Raw genomic sequence first — 17,603 nt, forward strand, 5'->3', positions numbered from 1 at the left:
AAATAGCTTTTAACTATACCCTTTACTATATTTTGCCTGCAAATACCTGTTTTTTTACATTTATTTTTAAAGCGGGGCAGATGTGCATCTTTTCTGTACCGAAGAACAGTTTCTTTGCAGAGTTGCGTTTTAGTGGTATATTTTTGATAGCAAGCTTTGGCTGTATTGCTTTTTGCCGAAAGGGTGGTATAAATGTGCGGGCGCTTTACGCTGACTGTGGAGTTATCCACTGTTATAAGGATTTTTCAGGTTCATTGGGACTACAAAAGTTTCGATTATAGCAAGCGCTACAACATTGCCCCCACCCAGAATGTCCTGGTGATTACCCGCACGGAAGAAAGCAGGGAAATATCACTGATGCGCTGGGGTTTAATACCCCACTGGGCCAAGGATGCCTCAATCGCCAGTAAGCTCATTAACGCCCGGGCAGAAACAGTCGATCAAAAGCCCTCTTTTAAACCTTCCTTTTTGCACCGCAGGTGCCTTATTCCCGCTGACGGCTTTTACGAGTGGAAAAAGAAAGCCGGCGAAAAAACCCCCTTGCGTATCACGCTGCCCGATCAAGAGGTTTTTGCTTTCGCCGGCATCTGGGCCAGGTGGCGTTCGCCCAAGGGCCAGGATATCCATTCCTGCAGCATCATCACAACTGAAGCCAATAATCAAATGCGTGATATACATAACCGCATGCCGGTTATATTATCCGGGTCAAGTGCCCATCACGCCTGGCTGGCATCAAACGAGCCCGCCGTGCTCAAGGAACTGCTGCAACCCTACGGCGGGCCGATGGTGGTGTATCCGGTTGATGAGATTTCAAATAAATGAAAGGTATACCCGGCCTTGTGATTTATTGGGCCACTACCCGAAGACATTTCCCATTTCCCCTGCGACCGTTCAACTTTTAACTCAACTTTTAACACCTGGCACCAGTGTTGTTAACAACCCCCTCGTACCCAACCGATTTTCTAGTACACCGCCGGATTATTGTATTCAATTTCATTGACCTCGAATTGATACCAATTAAAGTCTCCACTTTCTAATTTCCAAATTACTTCCCCTTTGGTGGGCACCCTGATACCGTCTAATTCCCGGTAATCCCGCATGATAATTGACCATGTTTCCAGGACATACCGCCCGTCGAAATCACCGTATCTTTCAGCAACAAAGCTGGCAACCTCACCCTGGTCGTTAAAAGTGAACACCCCCGAAGCAGTTACCCCTCCATAGCTCATGGTAGCCCTGGCGGAATGCTCATCGACAGCTTCCCACATAATATAATCGGCCAGTGCCGCAGTGGGTATCCATACCGTCTCGGCAAGATACCGCACCAGCGAACCCTGGTCTATTTCTTTGCCCCTGCCATCCGCAACTGTTACCAGTGACATAAGTCTAATGAGCATGTTTCCCCGGCCTTGATAATACTTGTCCTTGCCGGCGATATGCACAAAGGGGGCCGCTTTAACTTTGGCTATCCAAATATATCCCGGTCTGTCCACCGTAAAATACTGTTCCGCTACCAGGGGCATCCACGGGTTTTCTTTTTTCATCCTCATTACCGCTGTCTGCTTTAAACGGGCAGAGGTGATTCTCTCTTGACCCACCACACCAGAGTTTACAAGCCAGTTTCGAACGCTTGGCGGCAGATCTTTTAAGTCGTCCTCCCGGATAATTTCACCTTTTGTTTTGACACCGGCAAAAAATTCTCCAACTTCAATTTTGGCTTTCCGGTAAAATCTGATATTTGCTATATGCGATATTATCAATATCGCTACAATAATTCCGGCCAGTATACCTATAATCAGAAGGGCTATCTTCGGCATAATTAAACAGTCCCCTTATATAAATAGTCAAAATACTAGGACGTTATAACTTCCGTTCTTTTTAACTGTTATTCACCGCCCCGCCTTGAGTTATGCCATGTAAGCTTTCAAAGCCCTGGGTTGTTTTGATATGTAACCGCGGATATGCCAGGGTAATACCTGCAGCCTGGAAGTACTCCAAAATTACCCGCCGGAATTCTCTTCCTAAAAACCAGTAGTGCGCGGGCTCAACCACAGCTACCAATGTGAACACCACTCCCCGCTCATCCTTGTTGATATCCGTAATGCCATAAATCTGGGGTGGTTCAACAAAAGAGCCGTTTTCCTGCTTGATCAGCTTATCGGCGTGGGTGCTGGTGATATTCTGACAAACTTTCTCCAGCGTCCTGATTACGCCTTGCAGATCTTCCTCAAAGGGTACCGAAACTGAGACTACGGTACGCAAATGGCCGCGGTTATAGTTTTTGACCGTTTTAATTTCCGAATTGGCAATATAAAATTTTTTACCGCTCCATTCCCTGATAGTGGTCATCCGCAAACCCAATTCCTCCACTGTTCCGGATACCTGGTCGTTGACTTCGATAAAATCGCCCACATGGAACTGGTCTTCAAACATGATAAAAAACCCCGTAATAATGTCCTTGACCAGGTTTTGGGCGCCAAAACCAACAGCCAAACCCACTATACCGGCACTGGCCAGCATGGGCGTAATGTTGATATCAAAAACGGCCAGCAAGGTAAGAACTGACACAATATAGATAACATAGCGGGTTCCTGAAAGCAGCAGCGTCTTTAATGTATTGGCTTTATTAAAATCACTTGTGGGCCGCTCAAATATTTTATTAACCAGGGTGACCCGCAGCTTTAATAGCAAATAGGTAATGAATAAAATGACGCCGGCGTACAATAATTTCGCCAGTAAAAATTGAAAGTTAATATTAATGTACTCCAAGATCAACCGGTACTGCTCCTGCCAGAAATCAATAAAAATTTTCCTCACCTCCACAACTCTATGGCAGCGATGCTTTTTCCAGGTGCCTCCTTTAAAGCGGCATGGGGGGATATAAAATTTGCCCGGTTTTCACATCAATTATCCCGCCGGCTGTAATCCGTGGTCCGGGTAGAAAATCGCATACTAAAAATAAAAGGGTATATATAATGTCGTGATATGGATAACCACATTCACGCACCTTCTCTTGCAAAGTATTAAGGGTCTCCATCGATACTTCATAGGGATCCGCGCTCATAATTCCGCCGTAAACCAGTGGCATTTTAAACATATCTTTATTACCATCAACCAGCGCAATACCACCTCCCATATCCACTACCGCTGCAGCTGCAGCCGCCATGGCTGTCCGGTTACGGCCCAGCACCAGTAGGTCATACGATGTTGTAAATGTGGCAGCCAAAGCTTCCATATGCCCAAAACCCTCAACAAATCCGTTGGTCACCCATTTACCCCGGTGGTCAACTAAAGCGCAGTAAAGCATGTCTTCCTTACGTTCTAAAAACCCGCCCCGGGATTCCAGCGTTCTTTCTTTTAAACGGTTGATGGCTGCTGATATAACTTCAATGACGGGAAAGATGGCGGAACTGTCCGAGGGGACACCAAACAAACCGGGATTGCTGACCAGTTCGCGGGGAGGCAGTTTGGCTTTAAGGCCCAAAGAAATCCAGTCGGGCTCAGGAATAGATACACAGCACTTCCCGTCTGCAGCAACTACATTTCCCCCGACGATAACCAGGCGGGGTTTAAAGTTTTGCAGATCCGGCAAAAGGAGGATATCGGCATGCATCCCGGGTGCGATAGCGCCGATTTTCCTGTCCAGACCAAGATAGGTGGCCGCATTAATAGTGGCCATTTGAATGGCTGTGACGGGTTCCACACCGACTTTAACCGCCTTTCTAACCATCCCTTCAATCCAGCCCTCACGCGCTAAAAACCCCGGCGTGGAGCCATCGGTGGAAAAAAGAAGTCTATGCGTCTGCACCTTATAATCTGTTACCGCCCTCAACAGCTCAGGCAAATCGCGCCTTAGCGAGCTGTGGCGAAGGATGGTCCAAAGGCCCAGGCGCAGTCTATTGATCGCTTCCTCCGCCGTAATGGCCTCATGACAGGATTCCACCCCGACCGCAGCCACCGCATTTAGCTTATCGTAAGAGCACCCGGCCGCATGCCCTTCAAACCCCAGACCTCGCTCCTCCGCCAGTTTAATTCTCCGCATGACGGACTCGTTCCCCTCAACCAGCTTTGGCCAGCGGGTAATTTCACCTACTTTAATAACGTGAGGATCCATGAAGACCTTGTCCAGGTTGGGAATGGAAAACAATTCTGGTTCCTCCGGGTCAATGGTTTGGTGCATTATCCGGGCCACCCAGTAGAGCCGGGCGGGAAGCTTGGCCAGGGCTTTCATTATTCTTAAAAAGCCGTCAGCCCCCAGGTAAGCATAAAAAAATAAATTGTCGCATACAAAGGTAGTGGTTCCGAGGGCCAGATGGACTTCAACCATAGTAGCCGGCGTGTAAACCATCCAGGGATGAGTATGTACCTCGATAAAGCCCGGGCACAAATAACACCCTGACGCGTCTATAATTTCTGTTCGTGGACCCACCATTTTACGGCTGTTTCCAACATAGGCTATTTTGCCCTGAAAAACCGCTATATTGGCCGGGTAAATTTCACCGGTAAACACGTTAACCAGAGAACCGCCCTCAATATATAAATCGGCTGCCCCTTTTCCAGCAGCCACCGCTACTATTTTCTGCATATCGGCAACTGTTTTACCCAAAAAATCATCACTCCAGTTAAGTCTTTATTCCGTATCTGTCTTCCGCATTTCCCGAAGACTGCATCTTATGTTAATGCTACCTTAATATAATAACTATTGCAACAACTCCCCGCCTGGTTTATAATGATATCGTAGTATGGCAGGATGGTAAATAGGGCAAATTGTAGTTTAATTCGGTAGTATTGTAGTATGGAACCGGTGATATTTTTACTCCGGTTATTCATACGTTGCCTTTGCACACCCCTGTGGGGGTGTTTTTTGTTTTTTCGGCAGTTTTACCGCCCTATGCATTCAGGTCACGCTGCGTCTATCGCACGTGTTTTTATTTTTAGGGCAGTTTTATATGCTTAGGATGTTTATCGGCGGGGAGGTGAAAATTTCAGGAGCCAGGGGTTATGATCTGGCTATTTATCCAAAGTTCAATGTAAATGGCATTTGCAACAATGAAAAATCAAGTACAACATGCCAATTAATTAATTATTACGGGAGGACAGTAGAATGGGAATGAACCAGGCAGTTTTAACGCCGCGCAAGCAGTCAATTGAAATCGGCATTTCCGGGGGACCGTTTGACCGCATTACCACGGTACTGGAGGAATTTGAGCCGGGGCAAAGGGATTTTATCGTTTACCCCCAGAGTTTTGACGTGGAACCCCGTACAGCAGCCAGTGTTGAAGAAAGCGAAGTGGAAGTTACCGTTCCGGCCCGCCTACACACCTCAGTGCTGGATATGAACAGATTTAACACCACCCGTCCCGGCGGGGGCGGCATCGGCTTTGCCGTGGGCATTTACTTCCGGGCCCGGGTGCAGGCGACCAAAAGGCCCGATATAGTGGTTAAAGGGCAGCGCACGCTGATTGTCAGGCACTTTGCCAGTGTTTTCAAAGAGATACTGGGCTACACCGGCGGTTTTGAAATTGAGCTGTATGACCACGGTCGTCGTCATGTGGGCATGGGTTCCTCGACGGGTACCATGTGCGCGGCCTGTATCGGAATTAACGAAGTGCTGGGGCGCCCTTTTAAAAACTGGGAACTGCGCCGCATATTGGGTTTTAACGCCTGCGAAGAAAGCCCGCTGAATAATACCTGCCTGATTCGCGCCTTTGAGACCGGCCTGGGGGCAATGGCCGGTATCAATGGGGGCATGGTGCTGGGCACCGATGATATGGAACTGATTTATCGCATATCTTTACCCGAAACCCGGGCATTAATCGTTATTCCTGATGTGCCCAGCCTGGAAGATGAGTTTACCGGCAAAGATACCGCAGCCCAATCGGAAGTGGAGCTGCTGATGCGCCGGGCCAGGTACCTGGACTACTTGCAATGCGGCACCAAATCACAAATTATTTTGCTGGATCTGCTGCCGGCCATGGTCAGGAGCGATCTCAAAGGGATAGGAAACGCTATTTTCGAGCTGGCTTTTCTGGGCTCCAAGCGGGCCGAATGCGAGCAGCACGGGCTGAGCGGCGCGCCTATTTACCGGTATATCGGCAGCGTGAGGCAAATGGGTGCCGAGGTGGTGGGCATGAGCTCAGTAGGTCCTACTGTTTATGCGCTGACCCGCAATGATGAAGTTTACCGGCGCATGTTAAAGTTTTTAGAGTCGGAAAATGTGCCGGCCAACAGAATTATCGAAACCCACGTAGATAATACCGGCGCCCGGGTGATGGAAAGCGGCAAAGAAAGGACTTACCAGCATGAAGGATGGTTGCGAAGTTAAAATATGCGGCATTACCAATATTGAAGACGCGCTGTCAGCAGCCCGGGAGGGGGCGGATTATTTGGGGGTGGTGGTGGAGGTGTCCTACTCTCCCCGCTCCCTCACGGTGGAAGGGGCACGGGAAATATTTTCCCGCACCCCCCTGCCCGCAGTAGCGCTGGTGTATCAGATGTCGCCGGAGCGGATTAAATACCTGGTAAATTCACTGCACCCCCATGCCCTGCAATTTCTTAACCTAGCGCCAGAGACCATTACCTGGTGTAAAAAGGAGTTCACCGAGCTTGAGTGCTGGCAGTCCCTGCACCTGCCCCCGGCAGGCGAAGGTTTGGACCGGGAAAATGTATTGGCGCAAATAAAGGCCGGCTGCGAGGCGGGTGCCGACGTGATTGTGCTGGATACGGCAGCGGTGGTGGGCGGCACTCAAAGGTATGGCGGAACGGGCCGGACAAGTGACTGGCAGCTGGTGCGGGAACTGGGGGTGGCCTGTACGGTGCCCCTGTTTTTGGCGGGGGGAATTAACCCGGCCAATGTTCAGGCAGCTATCAAGGTGGTAAACCCGGAAGGCATCGACCTCTGCTCGGGGGTGGAGGCCCAGCCCGGCAAAAAAAGTCCCGATAAAATCCGGGCCTTGATGCAAGCAGTCAGAGAAACAATCAGGGAAGCAACTAGCGAAAGGAATGGATAAAGATGAAAGCAGCCGTAGTACACGGCATGAACGATATTCGCATTGAAGATGTGCCCCGCCCACAGCCCGCTCCCGGAGAAGTGGTAATCAAAGTGCGGGCTGCGGGGATTTGCGCCACTGATGTTAAAATGCTGCTGGGCCAGGGTTTGCCCAAAAACTTACCCACCATCCTGGGCCACGAAGTGGCGGGAGAGATTTATGAGGTGGGGCGGGGAGTAACGGGGCTCGCCCCGGGGCAGCGGGTGGCTGCTTACCCTATTGCGGTATGCGGCGATTGTTTTTATTGTCGCCGGAACAGGCATAACCTGTGCGAAAGGGAATTCGGTCTGGGGCATGGTGCGGACGGTGCTTTTGCAGAGTTTGTGCGCCTTCCGGGTCAAATAGTGGCCATTGGTGGAATCAGCGAGCTGGAGCCGCAGGTTTCATTTGAGCAGGCGGCAATGGCTGAGCCCCTTTCCTGCTGTTTGGCCGCAGCCAGGACGGCGGGTGTGACCACAGGGGATGTGGTACTGGTGATCGGTGCCGGGCCAATGGGTCTGTTTCACCTGAAAGCGGCACAGTGGGCAGGTGCGCAAGTGATTATGGCCGATGTACTGGAAGAGCGGTTGGCCACAGCCCGCCGCATGGGGGCGGACTACTGCATCAACACCGGCAGCAGTGATTTGGTGTCCCTGGTTGGGGAAATTACCGGAGGACGTGGCGCCGACCTGGTGATTGCCGCTTTGGGCATCCCCGCGGTAATGGAAAAGTATCTGCCCGCCGTACGTAAAGGGGGCATATTCAATATCTTCGGCGGGCCCCCGGCGGGGCAGCCGCTTACCATAGACCCGCGCTGGCTCCACTATGGAGAGATTACCATTACCGGCACCTTTGCCTCAACTCCGGCGGACTTTCACCGCGCCCTGGAGCTGATTACCAGCGGTGCGATTGAAGTTAAGGATATGATTTCCCACCGCTTCAGCCTGGATAACATGCTGGACGCCGTGGATCAAGTAAAACAGCAAAAAATGATTAAAGGCGTTGTGCTGTTCAGCTAGCGCTTTTCAGGAAAGGGGATTTAAGCATGGACGGCATACAAATGCGCTTGCGTAAAATATTTCGCCAGGAAACGGGACGCTCACTGATAGTGGCCGTGGATCACGGAATGGCCCTGGGGCCCATGACGGGCCTCGTCGACATTAAAGAGACCATTGAACGGTTGGATGCCACGGGGCTGGTGGATACCTGGCTGTTAACCAAAGGGGTTTTTAAATATGCCTTTAATCCCCGGGGATGCCCGGGCACGCTGCTGCGCATCAGCGGCGGGGCCACCATTGCAGGGCCCGAACTAACCAGAGAAGGGCTCACCGGTACCGTGGAAGAAGGCCTGGCGCTGGGGGTTGACGGCGTGGCGGTGTCGGCTTTTGTCGGCTCCCCCTATGAGCATGAAACGCTGATTAACCTGGCCGCTGTGGCGAGCCAGTGCCGGCGCTGGAATATGCCCCTGCTGGGTGTAGTTGGAGTTGGTAAAATTAATGAGGATAAAAAACAAGACCCCCGCTTTATCGCCCTGGGGGCCAGGGTGGCGGCAGAACACGGTGCCGACCTGGTGAAGACTTACTACACCGAAAAGGATTTCGACCGGGTGGTGGCGGGCTGCCCCGTACCGGTGCTGATTGCCGGCGGCCCCAAGTGTGAAACCGACCTGGACACCCTGAAAATGGTGCACGGGGCCATCCAGGGCGGAGCCCGGGGCATTGTCATGGGACGAAACATCTGGCAAAGCCCCCACCCCGAGGCGCTGCTAACCGCTGTGGACGGCATTATCCACCGGAACATGGATGTGCAGGAGGCCTTTGTGGAACTCCTCAGAGAAAAGCAAAATTAAAAGCAGGGAATGGCATTTAAATAATTCAATGCACATAAGATTATGCTATGATGTAAAGTTTCACGGCCACATAAGCGATGTCAATATGCGACTTTATTCTTCTATGGCAATTGGAAATTTTGCGTAGCAGCTATTACGCGTTATTTATGATTAAGGCTCAAAATCAGGGGTTACCTGACATTGAGCCTTTTTTCTCCCGCAAATCCCCCTATTAGACCCTTTAAGAACCTTCGCCGTGCTTCCCCCGCGTTTTCAATAAGGAAGCAAGAAAACCGTCCCCGCGCTCCCCAAAGGTAAATATTGGAGATCAAAAATTGAAGGATTTTGTAGGTAATTGTAGAAATGTACCTCCTTGATGACATAAATAAGGAGGGTATCCCAGTAAATGATTAGTTTGAAAAAAATTTGTATCACGCTGGTTGTTGCACTATTGTTTTTAGTACCAGCACAGTATGCAGATGCCGCAATCGATGCAAGCACTTTAAAGAAATTATTTGATCAGGTAGACAACGAATCCAAATGGAGAACTAGTAGTAATAAGCCGGACGGTTATGAGATAACCTATACCGATGGTTACGTTATGCGCGCCTATCTGTTGATGTATCAGTCCACGGGGGATAAGCAGTATCTGAATAAATTTATTAGTTTTGCCGATAGCGTCCTGGCGCGCCGGGATAATGTAGTAGGCAAGACTGATTTTCGTGGTTTAAGACTGCCGGGCTGGAGCAGTAACCATTTTGATCCAAAACAAAATATGCATTATGCAATGGCTACAGGCATAATTGCCACGCCGCTGGCCCAGTTTGCCACAGTGGTGAAAAGTGATCCTGCTTTAGCTAACTATAAAACTAAAGCAAATATCTATGTGCAGGCAGCCAAGGATGCCATGGCCATCCACGATAAGCCAAGCAACTCTCAATACATTTATAGCGATAATAACTGGATTGAAGATAGCAACACTTTATATCTAAGAAGACCTGTGAACATGAATGTAGCCTATGGCAGTGCCCTGCTGGCTATTTACGAGGCCACGGGGGACAAGGCATACTACGACAAGGGGAAAAAGATAGCCAATTACTTTAAACCGTTACTTACCGTAAACCCGTCCACCAGCGGCTATTACTGGAAGTATTTCCCCGGTCATTCTTCGTACGGTAATGTTATTGAAGATTTAAGTCACTCTACGCTAGGTGCCGAGTTTGCTTACCTGGCTTATAAAAACGGTATCTATAATAGTACAGACATGCAAAGACTAGCTAATACTGCCAATAAGACCCTGGCTAAAAGTAATGGTTCTGTCGCCAATCGCTTAGATGGCAGCGGTGTCAGCACCCAGCCCGGATTATATTTACACTGGTTGTGGTTTGAGCCCTGGGCGCCATCTATTTTAGATAAGGCCTATAATATCGTTAAAAGCAGGACTTCAACATATCCTATGGAACTTACCGGGATAGCCATGTTAAACTATTTTAATTCCCACGGGGATGTCCCTGCTCCCGGTCCAGACCCTGAACCGGATCCGGATCCTGAACCGACACCACCAACAGATACCCAGCGGCCTGTGGTTAAAATAAACGCACCGGCCAGTGGCGGACAGTTAAATGGCACTGCAGTATTCCAAGTTTCTGCCAGCGATAACGTTGGTGTGGACAACCTGGTCCTGGGCTACGGACCAAGTGCAAACGGCCCGTGGACCGAGGTAAAAGGCGCTTCTGAATTGAAAAGCGGCACCGATGCCAGCGGTAATTGGCAGCTAAGCTGGGATGTCTCCGGCCTCAAAGACGGCACTTACTATGTGTTGGCCAGGGCCACAGATGCAGCCGGCAATATGGGCTTCTCAACCCCGTTCTCTTACGAAGTGAAGAACACTGTTCCCGATACCCAGCGGCCTGTAGTTAAGATTACCGCACCGGCCAGCGGCGCACAATTAAATGGTACTGCGGTGTTCCAGGTTACTGCAAGCGATAACGTTGGTGTGGACAACCTGGTCCTGGGATACGGACCAAGTGCAAACGGCCCGTGGACCGAGGTAAAAGGCACTTCTGAGTTGAAAAGCGGCACCGATGCCAGCGGTAATTGGCAGCTAAGCTGGGATGTCTCCGGCCTCAAAGACGGCACTTACTATGTGTTGGCCAGGGCCACAGATGCAGCCGGCAATATGGGCTTCTCAACCCCGTTCTCTTACGAAGTGAAGAACACTGTTCCCGATACCCAGCGGCCTGTGGTTAAGATTACCGCACCGGCCAGCGGCGCACAATTAAATGGCACTGCGGTGTTCCAGGTTACTGCAAGCGATAACGTTGGTGTGGACAACCTGGTCCTGGGATACGGACCCAGCGCAAACGGCCCGTGGACCGAGGTAAAAGGCGCTTCTGAGTTGAAAAGCGGCACCGATGCCAGCGGTAACTGGCAGCTAAACTGGGATGTCTCCGGCCTCAAAGACGGCACTTACTATGTGTTGGCCAAGGCCATAGATGCAGCCGGGAATATGGGCTTCTCGGCACCGTTGACCTACGAAGTAAAGAATCAGGCCCAGGCCCCGGCACCAGCGGGTAACCTGATTGAAAATGGTGACTTTAGCGCTGGTCTGCAGGGCTGGCTGAACAAGAATAACTCAGCCAAAATTAGCCGTGATTCCAGCGGTAATCCGGCATTAACCAATACGTTCAACTACGATTTTTTCCAGGAAATCAACCTACAGCCCGGCAATTATAAACTAAATGCCCGGACCTATGCGGGTACTTCCCAAAAAGCAGCTATGATTGTAATTATGTTTTATCACCGTGACGGCAGCCATACAACAGATTACGTATTCAAGCACCAGCATACCGGCAAGGGCTGGCAATCCATAAATGAAATGAATATAAAAGTACCGGCCACAGTAGTTAAGGCCAGGATATTCCTGACCGTGGAGTCGGGTGATAACGGTTACCATCACTTTGATGATGTAACATTAACAGCAGTTAAGTAAAGTATTACTAAAACGCGGGTGGCAAAATTATGCATGAAAATTGTTCATAAACATGTTAAAGGGGGCGTTTGCTTAACGCCCCCTTTAATTAATTTACAGGGATATACAGTATTTGACCAACTTCAAGGCGATTGGGGTCTATAATATTGTTTTCATCGATTAAAGTATCCAGATTGACCCCAAATTGTTCGGCTATTGCGGATGCTGTATCTCCGGCTTTTACTACATATTCGGTATGGTTATCCAGATATCCACGTGAATTTTCTGTTTGGGTCTGTGTTAAATCTTTTAATTCCTCATCAGTGGCTAATTTCATAGATATGTCGTCGAAGTCACAGGCTACGGAACTGGAGTCATCATTGGCCAGCAGGTAGATTCTGGCCTGGTGAATACCGGCGGGTATCCTAATAACTTCGGTTACATCATTCCATTCATTGTTCGTGTGAAAGCGCACAATATTATAAAATTCCGGAATCCTTAGACCCTGGTCATCTAAAAAGATTACTTTTATGCGGGTAGGCACCTGATTATCCGGTGTTCTGGTTTTAGCCCTAATCACATAGGTCTTTTCAGGTTCCACCTCAAGCTGCTGGTAAAGGCTCCAGTTATATCCGTTCCTTAGAAATTTATTATTTTCTTCTTCGTTAATTAAAGAAGATTCTCCAATCCAACCAAATAACCCCAGTTCAAAATCACCGTTAGTTAATAATTCATTTTGGTCCACTTGCATGTTTTTACGATCACCTATGGCACTGTTTCTAATAATTACAATATTATCAAAGCAATGATAGCCTTTAGGGTCATTGGTTAACAGGTGTATTTTAGTTATCGCGGCCTTATCGGGTATAGCAATATATTGTTGGGCAATATCTTCCCAACCGGTGCCAGCATGGGTATGCCTGATATCATAATATTGAAGCAGTTTATTTCCATTAATATCATGGAATGTAAAAACAATTCTGGCCGGCCCCTCCGCAGTTCCCTTCTTGGTTTGCGCATTTATTTGATAGGTCGTATGTGGAAGCAAGTTCATATCTTGCCTGATATCCCAACTGGCGTTGTTAATTATATAATGATTATTATTTTCATCCTGTTGTATTGCATATCTATTGTTCCAACCAACACCACCTTGTTCAAAATCACCATTAATAATAACAGGTTTTTCTAAGAAGATGCTATCAGGATCCTCGATATTGTCCGGTGCATTCTCAACAACATCATTTGGATTGGTTACAGAATTGGCTGGAGACTGGGAATCAAGTTTGTTATAAATAAAATAGAGGACTGCCAGAGCAAAAATTGCGGTTAAAACTATAACTATTAAACTTTTTCCTTTAATCTTTTTTCTCCTCCTTTTAATTAAAATATAGAAAAACAGGAACGGATAATTTACATTATGCTTTTATAGTCAGTTATGACATTAAACATCAACATGCAGTAAATGGAAAAACAATGTTACGATATGATCAGCTAATTACTTAATCTTTAGGTTCCTGTTTTCGCAAGCGCCCGGCCACCGCAAGCAGGTTTTTCAGATCTTGGGGATAAAACATAGTATTAATAACCAGCGTAACAGTGACCGCAATGAATGTGATTTCGCAAGCATAAATACACCATTTCACATAGTTGTCTATAACCATATCGGGTAGAAATTTTGCCAAAGTAACAGTGATTATAACTGCTAAAATATTTACTATGCATCTATTAGCGAACTGCCACATACTCCTGTGCAATATATGCTTTGAAAGATACATTACATACTGGATCGTTCTAAAAAGCATGGCGCACAGAGTTGCAATGGCAACTCCTATTAAGCCATAAAGTATTACTAAAGCAACAGATAATATAATATTGATAAATGCTTCAACAAAGGCGCCGTTTCTCGTTTGTTTAAAATGACCCGCAGCCAGTGTCACAACATGATATGGAAGTCTAATGCAATATATTGCCTCCGCTAATGTTAAAATATAGGCAAACGCCGGCCGGTAGTAATTAACATCAGATATACCGCTTATATATACCGATACAAAGGGCAGCACCAGTAAACCCACACTGGTGAACAAGATAGTGGTAACAACAAATGAAATAAACTCATACAAGCGAAAATTTTTGTCCAATGCCACTGTTTCATTTTTGGCGATTATATTGCCAAAACCAGCTTCCAAACCAGATGAAAAAGTGGTCATTATTTTTTCTATCCCAGAAACCACCATATAGTATACTGAATACACCGATACTTCTTTAATGTTTGTGAATAATGTCAGCACCACTACATCCGCGTGCGTATGCAAAAAAAAAGCTAAATGATGCCCAAGCCCATCCCACCTTTGTTTAATCGCCATATTATCGGCGGCACAGTTGCTGATTATTTTGTATTTCCTCTTGACATAAATATTTAGCATAACCGGTCTGATGATAAGTATAATTGCGCTGCCGAGCATTACAATGTGGATACCGGCTCCGATTTCAACAAGAATTATCACTAAAACCGTATTAATAATTGTCGTAAATATTTGCAACATTGAAGCTATATACCTTTTCTGATCCGCCTGCAGTAAAACTTGGTAGGTGATGCCAAAATAATATTGTACAAATGTACTGGCACCGATAATTAACACCAGTATAAAAGTAAACAGCCATTCAAAATCATTCCCTACCAAAAACGGGAATAGTCCTGCGACAAGTAGGGAGTATCCAATAAATATTAACGCTATTATTTTAAAAAAATTTTCCGTCGCTTTAACGATAGCACTAACCGAATCTGAATTATTATTTGCCAATGGTTTATAAAGGGCTGCTCTCACAACACCGCCCACACCAAACTCAAGCAGAGTAATATACCCTAAAAACTGTTTTATGGAGTATACCAACCCATTAACACTTGAACCAAATGATCCTATGATCAGTCTTGGGATGATAAAACCACAGATTATTGTCAGTATCTGTAATGCCAATGAGGCTACGGTATTATACAATGCTTTTCTGCTGCGCATGTTAAACTCTTCCTTCAATGTTTTACGGAAAAGAAAAACTTGGCGATATACTTCAAGTAGGCAAGATTACGCTTAACCGCAAATGGGGCCAGCTTAACGGACTGCCAGTATATTGCTATTGTTTTTCTTCTATCACCCAGTAGAAGATAAAATGGAGTGAGCATCATCAGCCGTACACTTTTAGCCTTCCTGTGGGTATTTAAGTAGTCCTCATATTTTTTATTAATGGCCTGTATACCTTGAAGCTTACTTTCAGGATTTGTGCTAATTCTCTCTCCGTCATGAGCATAATAAATAACCAGTGGCTCATCTACAAAATTAACCTGATACTTAAGCGATATTCTCAGCCACATATCGTGGTCTTGCGATGATCGCATAGCGGTATCAAACAGCCCGCATTCTTCAAAGCACTCCCGCCTGACCAAAACAAAAGAAGTTGAGCCGATAAAGTTGCTTAATATTAAATCGTCAAAAACGCTGCCAACCAAATTTTGCCCGGGAATCAACCTGGTGGTTTGAGTTGTGGCATCAAAAATTTTATATCCACAATATACAATACCAATACTTGGACCGGTCATCTTAGCCATTTGCTTGTGCAGTTTTTCCGGCAACCATTCATCGTCATCATCCAAAAAGGCAATAAATTTCCCCCTGGAAGCCTCAATGCCCGTGTTTCTTGCCGCACAGCCGCCCATGTTTTGCTCATGTTTAATATAGCTTACGCGACGATCATTCAAGCTTTTTATCGTTGCTTCAACCGCTCCCCGTTCAGCAAAATCAGCCGGACTATCATCTACAACTATTATTTCTATATTTTTGTAGGATTGGTTTATCACACTCTCCAAAGCTCTCTTCACCATTGGCGGTGGACGTTTATATGTAGGAATTACCACACTGATCAAAGATTCTTCCATAATAAGCAAGCCTCTCCCGGGGATTCATTACCAGCCTGAGTTATAATACGTTAAAATGAACAAGGATGTTACAAAACCGGGGGCAGGACAGGGGGACGTTTCGTTTGTCTCATCCAATGGTGAGACATAAGGGGACGAGACTGGGGGTTGTTTCATTTGTCTTAACAGATGGGGAACAGTGGTGGACGGGAAAGTTTCATTTGACTTGGGGGGAGGGAATTCAAAGGGACACAAAGACGAGATAATAGGAGTTTTCGTTTGTCTTTGAAATGAAATAACGATTACGGAAAGGTGGTGGGGCGGAACAAGAACGTTTCCACCTAAGACACACGAAACGCCCCCCTGTCTCCCCTTAACGTTAACCAGTATCAATAATTAGGTTTACATTTACTTTGTACTTTGGTAATATTTATTAAAGGCTTTTTATTATCAATTAATCGTCAACCTGAAAGACTAATACAGTTAACAATCCCATAAGGAAATGGCAATGAAACGAACCTAATCAGAAGGCAGGCTTTTATTGAAGTTTAAAAGGAGCATATATGGAATTTATAAAAGAGGAGTTAACCAGTCTCAAACAATACGGCATTTACCGCGACCTTAAAACGATGGTCGAATCCCAGGCCCCCCGCACAATGGTTAACGGCAAAAAGTGCATCTTATTATCGTCTAATAATTACCTGGGGTTAACTGAACACCCGGATTTAATAACAGCCGCCAGGAATGCTATAAGTATTTGGGGCACAGGTGCGGGGGGTTCCCGTTTAATCAGCGGCAATTTCAGGATCCATGAAGAACTGGAGGAAACCATTGCCCACTTTAAAAATACAGAATCAGCAATTGTCTTTAATAGCGGTTACATGGCTAATATGGGAACGATAACCGCGCTGGCCGGAAAAGAGGACATCATCTTCAGCGATGAGTTAAATCATGCCAGCATCATTGACGGCTGCCGGCTTAGCCGGGCAAAAACCAGAATATACCCCCATAAAAACACCGGTGTCCTTGAAAAATTATTACAAAAGTCTACCGGTTACCGACGGCGTCTTATAGTAACTGACGGGGTTTTCAGTATGGACGGCGATCTGGCCCCGTTACCCCGTTTAGTAGATTTGGCAGAAAAATATAACGCTGTATTAATGGTAGACGATGCCCATGCGACCGGAGTATTGGGGCGCCGGGGTGCCGGATCGGCGGAACATTTCGGTTTGGAAGGAAAAATTACTATCCAAATGGGTACCTTAAGCAAGGCAATAGGGAGCACAGGCGGCTATGTCGCCGGCTCCCATGATTTAATTAATTACCTTAGAAATAAAGCACGTAGCTTTATTTTCTCCACTGCTCTTCCCCCTTCTGTAATCGCCACTGGATTAGAGGCTTTTAGGGTTTTACAAAAATACCCCCGGATTCGGGAAAATCTACATAATAACGCTTTCTACCTCAGAACCGGATTAACGCAAATGGGCTTTACAATTCTATCCGAAGAATCACCCATAATACCTGTATTAATAGGTGATGCAAATAAGACGATACAAATGGCCCAATTACTTTTTTCCCTGGGCGTATTTACCCCGGGAATTAGGCCGCCCACAGTGCCGCCAGGTACGAGTAGAGTAAGGGTTACAGTGATGGCCACGCACACCCGGGAAGAATTGGACACGGCCTTGCACGCCTTTGCGCAGGCCGGCCAAACACTGGGCGTTATCTAATATTTCTTGGATTGTTTTTGGGGAACCAGCTATAGAGCTAATTATCAACCAAAATCTTCTCATGCGGCGTTCCACAACCTAGATGAACATCAGCCTGATGCCATTTTTCATTAAGACTACTTTATGGATAGGAGCGAAA

General features: G+C 46.9%; 13 protein-coding genes. 7 read left to right on the forward strand and 6 right to left on the reverse strand.

Going from position 1 to position 17,603, the window contains the following annotated elements; genetic code table 11:
* The first annotated feature begins 192 nt into the window (after positions 1 to 192).
* Positions 193 to 822, forward strand: a complete 630-nt coding sequence (locus DESGI_RS19620; protein WP_006521580.1) for an SOS response-associated peptidase — start codon at positions 193 to 195, stop codon at positions 820 to 822.
* Positions 823 to 962: 140 nt separating this feature from the next.
* On the opposite strand, the gene DESGI_RS19625 is transcribed toward DESGI_RS19620, so the two are convergent.
* The 3 genes from DESGI_RS19625 to DESGI_RS19635 form a co-directional block, all read right to left on the reverse strand.
* Positions 963 to 1,817, reverse strand: coding sequence for a DUF6544 family protein (locus tag DESGI_RS19625; RefSeq protein ID WP_006521579.1), 855 nt, complete (start codon positions 1,815 to 1,817; stop codon positions 963 to 965).
* Positions 1,818 to 1,878: 61 nt separating this feature from the next.
* Positions 1,879 to 2,817 carry a mechanosensitive ion channel family protein gene (locus tag DESGI_RS19630; RefSeq protein ID WP_157872823.1) on the reverse strand — a complete coding sequence of 313 codons (939 nt, stop codon included), beginning with the start codon at positions 2,815 to 2,817 and terminating at the stop codon, positions 1,879 to 1,881.
* A gap of 43 nt (positions 2,818 to 2,860) precedes the next feature.
* Positions 2,861 to 4,606, reverse strand: a complete 1,746-nt coding sequence (locus DESGI_RS19635) for an adenine deaminase C-terminal domain-containing protein (RefSeq protein ID WP_006521577.1) — start codon at positions 4,604 to 4,606, stop codon at positions 2,861 to 2,863.
* Positions 4,607 to 5,104: 498 nt separating this feature from the next.
* On the opposite strand from DESGI_RS19635, the gene DESGI_RS19640 reads away from it, so the two are divergent.
* The 5 genes from DESGI_RS19640 (at position 5,105) to DESGI_RS19660 (ending at position 11,848) form a co-directional block, all read left to right on the forward strand.
* Positions 5,105 to 6,325 (forward strand): GHMP family kinase ATP-binding protein, encoded by a 1,221-nt coding sequence (locus tag DESGI_RS19640; RefSeq protein WP_006521576.1) that lies wholly within the window; start codon positions 5,105 to 5,107, stop codon positions 6,323 to 6,325.
* Entirely contained in the window at positions 6,303 to 7,010 is a 708-nt protein-coding gene (locus tag DESGI_RS19645) for a phosphoribosylanthranilate isomerase (RefSeq protein ID WP_006521575.1), read from the forward strand. The genes DESGI_RS19640 and DESGI_RS19645 overlap by 23 nt, the downstream gene beginning before the upstream one ends.
* Positions 7,011 to 7,012: 2 nt before the next feature.
* Positions 7,013 to 8,047 carry a zinc-dependent dehydrogenase gene (locus tag DESGI_RS19650; RefSeq protein WP_006521574.1) on the forward strand — a complete coding sequence of 345 codons (1,035 nt, stop codon included), beginning with the start codon at positions 7,013 to 7,015 and terminating at the stop codon, positions 8,045 to 8,047.
* A gap of 26 nt (positions 8,048 to 8,073) precedes the next feature.
* Positions 8,074 to 8,877: a class I fructose-bisphosphate aldolase gene (locus DESGI_RS19655; protein ID WP_006521573.1), complete on the forward strand. Its 804-nt coding sequence runs from the start codon at positions 8,074 to 8,076 to the stop codon at positions 8,875 to 8,877.
* A gap of 385 nt (positions 8,878 to 9,262) precedes the next feature.
* A complete protein-coding gene (locus tag DESGI_RS19660) occupies positions 9,263 to 11,848 on the forward strand; it encodes an Ig-like domain-containing protein (protein ID WP_015618013.1) in 2,586 nt (861 codons plus the stop codon).
* A gap of 88 nt (positions 11,849 to 11,936) precedes the next feature.
* On the opposite strand, the gene DESGI_RS25430 is transcribed toward DESGI_RS19660, so the two are convergent.
* The 3 genes from DESGI_RS25430 to DESGI_RS19675 all read right to left on the reverse strand — a co-directional run bounded on the left by DESGI_RS25430 (position 11,937) and on the right by DESGI_RS19675 (position 15,755).
* A complete protein-coding gene (locus tag DESGI_RS25430) occupies positions 11,937 to 12,881 on the reverse strand; it encodes a LysM peptidoglycan-binding domain-containing protein (RefSeq protein WP_006521571.1) in 945 nt (314 codons plus the stop codon).
* A gap of 445 nt (positions 12,882 to 13,326) precedes the next feature.
* Positions 13,327 to 14,841: a lipopolysaccharide biosynthesis protein gene (locus DESGI_RS19670; RefSeq protein ID WP_006521570.1), complete on the reverse strand. Its 1,515-nt coding sequence runs from the start codon at positions 14,839 to 14,841 to the stop codon at positions 13,327 to 13,329.
* A gap of 14 nt (positions 14,842 to 14,855) precedes the next feature.
* On the reverse strand, positions 14,856 to 15,755 hold the full coding sequence (locus DESGI_RS19675) for a glycosyltransferase family 2 protein (protein ID WP_006521569.1): 900 nt from the start codon (positions 15,753 to 15,755) through the stop codon (positions 14,856 to 14,858).
* Positions 15,756 to 16,297: 542 nt separating this feature from the next.
* On the opposite strand from DESGI_RS19675, the gene bioF reads away from it, so the two are divergent.
* The gene (gene bioF / locus DESGI_RS19680) at positions 16,298 to 17,464 is read left to right on the forward strand and encodes an 8-amino-7-oxononanoate synthase (RefSeq protein WP_006521568.1); all 1,167 of its coding nucleotides are present in this window, start codon (positions 16,298 to 16,300) and stop codon (positions 17,462 to 17,464) included.
* Positions 17,465 to 17,603 lie beyond the last annotated feature (139 nt).

It is taken from the genome of Desulfoscipio gibsoniae DSM 7213 (assembly GCF_000233715.2).
GTDB lineage: Bacteria > Bacillota > Desulfotomaculia > Desulfotomaculales > Desulfallaceae > Sporotomaculum > Sporotomaculum gibsoniae.

Bases quoted from the DNA above. Each gene is read 5' to 3' on its own strand.
- DESGI_RS19670 (WP_006521570.1), bottom strand. From the start codon at position 14,841: ATGCGCAGCAGAAAAGCATTGTATAATACCGTAGCCTCATTGGCATTA.
- DESGI_RS19620 (WP_006521580.1), top strand. From the start codon at position 193: ATGTGCGGGCGCTTTACGCTGACTGTGGAGTTATCCACTGTTATAAGG.
- DESGI_RS19660 (WP_015618013.1), top strand. From the start codon at position 9,263: ATGATTAGTTTGAAAAAAATTTGTATCACGCTGGTTGTTGCACTATTG.
- DESGI_RS19625 (WP_006521579.1), bottom strand. From the start codon at position 1,817: ATGCCGAAGATAGCCCTTCTGATTATAGGTATACTGGCCGGAATTATT.
- bioF (WP_006521568.1), top strand. From the start codon at position 16,298: ATGGAATTTATAAAAGAGGAGTTAACCAGTCTCAAACAATACGGCATT.
- DESGI_RS19655 (WP_006521573.1), top strand. From the start codon at position 8,074: ATGGACGGCATACAAATGCGCTTGCGTAAAATATTTCGCCAGGAAACG.
- DESGI_RS19650 (WP_006521574.1), top strand. From the start codon at position 7,013: ATGAAAGCAGCCGTAGTACACGGCATGAACGATATTCGCATTGAAGAT.
- DESGI_RS25430 (WP_006521571.1), bottom strand. From the start codon at position 12,881: ATGAACTTGCTTCCACATACGACCTATCAAATAAATGCGCAAACCAAG.
- DESGI_RS19645 (WP_006521575.1), top strand. From the start codon at position 6,303: ATGAAGGATGGTTGCGAAGTTAAAATATGCGGCATTACCAATATTGAA.
- DESGI_RS19640 (WP_006521576.1), top strand. From the start codon at position 5,105: ATGGGAATGAACCAGGCAGTTTTAACGCCGCGCAAGCAGTCAATTGAA.
- DESGI_RS19675 (WP_006521569.1), bottom strand. From the start codon at position 15,755: ATGGAAGAATCTTTGATCAGTGTGGTAATTCCTACATATAAACGTCCA.